The organism is Sulfurospirillum sp. MES, assembly GCF_000789415.1.
Lineage (GTDB): Bacteria > Campylobacterota > Campylobacteria > Campylobacterales > Sulfurospirillaceae > Sulfurospirillum > Sulfurospirillum cavolei.
This window is the reverse complement of the sequence record NZ_JSEC01000028.1, coordinates 1-4486: the sequence shown is the minus strand read 5'-3', so window position 1 is coordinate 4486 and position 4486 is coordinate 1. Positions and strand designations below refer to the sequence as shown.

General features: G+C 37.0%; 7 protein-coding genes. All 7 read right to left on the bottom strand.

Annotated features, from left to right (window positions below; genetic code table 11):
• A partial coding sequence (locus OA34_RS13060) for a hypothetical protein (RefSeq protein ID WP_039676107.1) occupies positions 1-529 on the bottom strand: 529 nt, incomplete at its 3' end.
• A gap of 45 nt (positions 530-574) precedes the next feature.
• Positions 575-1399 carry a glycosyltransferase family 2 protein gene (locus tag OA34_RS13055; protein WP_286683060.1) on the bottom strand — a complete coding sequence of 275 codons (825 nt, stop codon included), beginning with the start codon at positions 1397-1399 and terminating at the stop codon, positions 575-577.
• A 12-nt stretch (positions 1400-1411) separates the two neighbouring features.
• Positions 1412-1651 carry a helix-turn-helix domain-containing protein gene (locus tag OA34_RS13050; protein WP_039676106.1) on the bottom strand — a complete coding sequence of 80 codons (240 nt, stop codon included), beginning with the start codon at positions 1649-1651 and terminating at the stop codon, positions 1412-1414.
• A 94-nt stretch (positions 1652-1745) separates the two neighbouring features.
• A complete protein-coding gene (locus OA34_RS13900) occupies positions 1746-1985 on the bottom strand; it encodes a glycosyltransferase (protein WP_039676104.1) in 240 nt (79 codons plus the stop codon).
• Positions 1986-2032: 47 nt separating this feature from the next.
• The gene (locus OA34_RS13040; protein WP_039676102.1) at positions 2033-2677 is read right to left on the bottom strand and encodes a nucleotidyl transferase AbiEii/AbiGii toxin family protein; all 645 of its coding nucleotides are present in this window, start codon (positions 2675-2677) and stop codon (positions 2033-2035) included.
• The gene (locus tag OA34_RS13860) at positions 2640-3683 is read right to left on the bottom strand and encodes a transposase (protein WP_052435296.1); all 1044 of its coding nucleotides are present in this window, start codon (positions 3681-3683) and stop codon (positions 2640-2642) included. The genes OA34_RS13040 and OA34_RS13860 overlap by 38 nt, the downstream gene beginning before the upstream one ends.
• Before the next feature lie 57 nt (positions 3684-3740).
• Positions 3741-4486: sugar transferase (locus tag OA34_RS13030; protein WP_286683059.1), on the bottom strand; the 746-nt coding region annotated here is incomplete at its 5' end.

Below are 4486 nucleotides of genomic sequence, written 5' to 3'. Positions count from 1 at the left end.
AGTCTATCGTCTGCATAACCATATTCGGCGATAAAAGATCGGTATTGACGATACCTTTGATGTCGTAACCGAAAGGATTGCCTTTGGCAAACCACGTGCGAACATTTTTCAAACCTTGATTATCGCAGATCACGAAAACAGGCTGTCTAAAATACTCCCATTGGAAAAAGATCTTTTTGAGGTAATACGACCATAAAGCATTGGCATTATTCAAGAGGTAAAAAATACAAACGATGGCTCGTGAAGTCGTGTCGTTGAGTTTTGCCAAAGCGATAATAATCAAAATAATCGCAAACGAGAAAAAGTTAGCCTTGAGCGACAAAATAGCCGCATTGACCGTTACCATTCTGTGCGTCATCAAACGTACGTAAAAATAGCTTAACATGTAAATAAAAATCATCCAGCCGTAACTTGCGGGCGTTTGTGATGCATCCATCTCCAAAAAAACATCGGCAATGCATAAAGAAGCGTAGAGATTGATCACAAAAAAAATAAGGCTGATGAGAAACTTTAATATAAAATAACGCATACGATGCTCCGTGGTATAACAAGACAATAGTGTAACAAAAGAAGGTTAAAAAGAGAATTTAAACGCGATGAATTTTATCAACGAGCAGAGAATCGAACGAGGAAGCGCGCTAGGGGCATTTTTGAGCAAATAACGTAGTTCGTTGCACGCTTGTCCTATGCCGGAAGATTCTATTTTGCCGTATTTTGCCGCTTCGTCTAAAATCCAACGGTTGTCCTTAAAAAAACGTCCGATAGTGCGGTAACGCCTCCAGATATCCTTACATGTCAAAACGTGCGAATGGTATACTTTTGCTTCAGCCACGTACGCGATCTTTTTACCGTCCATAATCGCACGTGCCGCAAACTCCATATCTTCGTTGGTACACAAATCTTTGGTAAATCCGCCTACCTCTTTAAAATAACGCGCTTTATACATCGCACAACTATCGGAACAAAAAAATGTCTTAATGCCCAAAACGGGTAAATCACTTTGAGATTTCACTCGAGAAATCGGCGGATAGTTGGTCGTGCGCGCAAACACTTCGATCGCATCGGCATTTTCATAAGGAATTTGCCTTGCATACGCTACGACGACATCGGGATCTTCAAACGCTTGAAGCAAATTTTTCACCAAAAAACCATCACATGGCATCGCGTCTTGGGTCATAAAAAGGTAAAAATCCGCTTCGTAATGTAACGCTAAATTACGCGTATTGGCATGGTTGAATTCACTTTGGTGAATTTTCATCGTTTGAATCGGACTATCTTTTTTTGCCGAATTCACGATCATTAAAGTGACAGGTACACTTTGACTTTGCAATAAAGGGAATATTTTTTTCTCAAAAGTAACCGGTGGCTGGAAGATAGGAATGAAGGCAATAATGTTCATCCAATAATCCTTCTAGAGTATTTCATTTTCATGATATGTGATAAATAGGTTGGATGCTTTAATATCAATTTCATACCCCAGAAGAGACACAATCTGATTGAGCGTGACGATACTTATCTTTGCGATATAGCCGTTTTCTAATTTTGATAACGTCGCTCTTGAAATATGCGCACTTTTAGCCAATGCTTCTTGCGAGAAACCTTTTTGTTTTCGTAACTCTTTAATAGTTTTGCCAAGCTCTGATAATATCACTATCTATCTCCTTATTTGCGAGCTTCAAAGCACTCATCATAATACTTTTAAGAGTCACTTTTAGATAAAAGGTAACTTGTGTGCCAAAACTGCACTAAAGTATCTTTTGCCCACCAAATTTTCTTACGGCCCCACAGTTTGTTCTCTCTTCCAAAACCTTTACATGTAACGATGTGTGTTGCATGAAATTTTGAACTATTCCATAACTTGCATCTGTAGAGCCATCATCTCTAGCGATGATGAAAAACTCCTTACAGCTTTGAGAGGCAAGAGAATCCAATTGATCTTTAAAATACAATGGTACCCCATTTAGGAGAATGGTTATATTATTCATACAATAGCATTACTCTTTTGAATATGCAAAATCATGTTAGACTCTTTTCATTGTAAAGTTGACTGAAGAGTATACAGTCTTTTCTCAAAAAAATCTCTAATGTTAGCTTTGCTAAGGTGCTCTTTGGGCTCCAAATAGCGTATATCATCATCTTCTATATCATCGATATACAGCAAAGCAACAACAAACAATTTAAACGTTACCCCCTCGACTATTTTTTCACTTACCTTAAAAATATGTTTTAAACTCATGCCCTCTTTTACTAAAAAATACAAATCGTAATAATCTCTATATTTTGCCCTCAAAAAAAGTACATTTACTTTCATGGCAGCTATTTGTTCAATACTAGCTATATTCAATTTTTGTTTCATGATAGGTTTCAAGAAGCTCCACTTAGCATTGAAAAAAGTCACTTTCACACCATCAAGCAGTACGTCAATCTGTTCATTCGTTTGGTTGATAATTTCTTTCTGTTCAAAAGATTTGATAAAGAAAAATATTTTCTCTTTATCAAAAACATCATCATACGTAAAAAAATCCAAATCTTCACTTTTTCTATGACAAAGGTGCAGTGTCAATGCACTTCCACCAACCAGAACATATTTATCTAAAAAATCACAGCTCTTTACAATCTGAAGCAAAACTTCTTTGGTCTTAGGAAGCAAGCAATCTAAGTTTTTCAAATCTTGCATTTTTCACCTCCTTAAAATAGTCAGCCTCAACATCCATCCCAAAAAATACTCGTGCAAGCATGAGATTGATTTTGATAAAACTTCTATCACTTTTTAGTTTTTCTTCCCACACGCTTTTTACTTCTCTTTTTCCAAAAAAACAAAAACAAAGCTCTATATCGTCAAAGTCTGCATATTTGAGCACGTACTCAATAAAAAGTTTTTTACCAAATTCTTCATAGCTCATATCCTTGCTATAACTCCAAAAAAGCCCCTTATCTCGAAGTCGCTCAAATAATTTTCTTATGTGTTTATAGTTTGTATAGATTTTTGATACAGCCGCTTTTGTCACTCCCAAATGCTCTGCGATATCCGTACCCGTATATCCATCTGTGATAGCATGTGCAATAGCAACCTCTTTTTGAAAATCACAAAAGTAGAAGTCCAGTTTTCTCAACTCTTTTTTTATCACAACATCTTCTTTAATCTCTAGTTTTGCACGGTAAAGTTCATCAATCTTTTTTTGTTCATTTTCATCAAGCTCTTTATCAAAATTGATATTCTCAACGAGTTGAAAATTCAACATTGAAAATTCAAAATTACGACTGCTCATTGCCCAGTTATATTCGCCTATTTTATGAGTAATGCCTGATTTGATAGGATTGTATTCTATATATTTTACTAGGATCTTGAGATATGATTCATCATACACATACCAAGCTTTAAACCTGCCTTGCCACAAAGGTCCGACCCTCTTGTACTTGTTGTTGTAAAATACACTGTATCTTGAGTTTATTTTTTGCATAATGGCAGAAAGATTTGAAGATGAAGTTTTTAGCAGAAGATGATAGTGATTTGACATCAAACAAAAGGAATAGATGGCGAAATGATATTCATCGCTAGCCTCCTCCGTGATTTTTAAAAACTTTGCAAAATCCTCATCATCATGATAAATGCTGTTTTTGGCAACACCACGATTGATAATATGATAAAACCCAGCTTTTTCGATTCTATGTTTTCTAGGCATGCTAACACCTTTTTTGTCTATTGTAGCACCTTTTTAGTTAAAAATTGACCTCTGACCCTATTTTTCTCCGCCGTACTTGGCGACTTCTTGTTCGATGATAGGACGAGGACCTACCAAGGACATCTCGCCTTTTAAAACGTTAAGAAGTTGCGGAAGTTCGTCTAAAGAGGTTTTGCGTAAAAATTTGCCTATTTTCGTGATGCGAGGATCGTCTTTGAGCTTGAAATCTCTCTCCCACTCCTCTTTGCTCTCTTCGCATGTTTCTAAAAGCTCTTCAAGGCGCTCGTTGGCGTCAATATACATCGTACGAAATTTATAGACTTTAAACTTTTTGCCGCCAAAACCGATACGTTCGTGTGTGAAAATTGGATTCCCTTTGGTCGTTACGTATACGACGCCGTATAGCCACATGAGAAAAGGCGACGTCAACATAAAAGTGATAAGTGCAACACTTACGTCGAATACGCGTTTAATCGCCTGATCCAGAGGGCTTAAAAGATTGTTTTTGATATAAAACGCCATACCCTTATGGTGAATCGAGCTGATCAGTTCCCCGTTAATAATAGGAATTTTCGTCATTTTCGGCAAAACGATGACTTTGCGGACACGTTTTTGTACGTGGTTGACCAAGATGTTTAAATCCAGCAACGTGTTGGATTCCAAGTCAATGACGACGGAGTCGAATTGCTGTTCATCGACAAGATAGTCTATCGTCTGCATAACCATATTCGGCGATAAAAGATCGGTATTGACGATACCTTTGATGTCGTAACCGAAAGGATTGCCTTTGGCAAACCACGTGC

Bases quoted from the DNA above. Each gene is read 5' to 3' on its own strand.
- OA34_RS13040 (WP_039676102.1), bottom strand. From the start codon at position 2,677: ATGCAAGATTTGAAAAACTTAGATTGCTTGCTTCCTAAGACCAAAGAA.
- OA34_RS13055 (WP_286683060.1), bottom strand. From the start codon at position 1,399: ATGAACATTATTGCCTTCATTCCTATCTTCCAGCCACCGGTTACTTTT.
- OA34_RS13860 (WP_052435296.1), bottom strand. From the start codon at position 3,683: ATGCCTAGAAAACATAGAATCGAAAAAGCTGGGTTTTATCATATTATC.
- OA34_RS13900 (WP_039676104.1), bottom strand. From the start codon at position 1,985: ATGAATAATATAACCATTCTCCTAAATGGGGTACCATTGTATTTTAAA.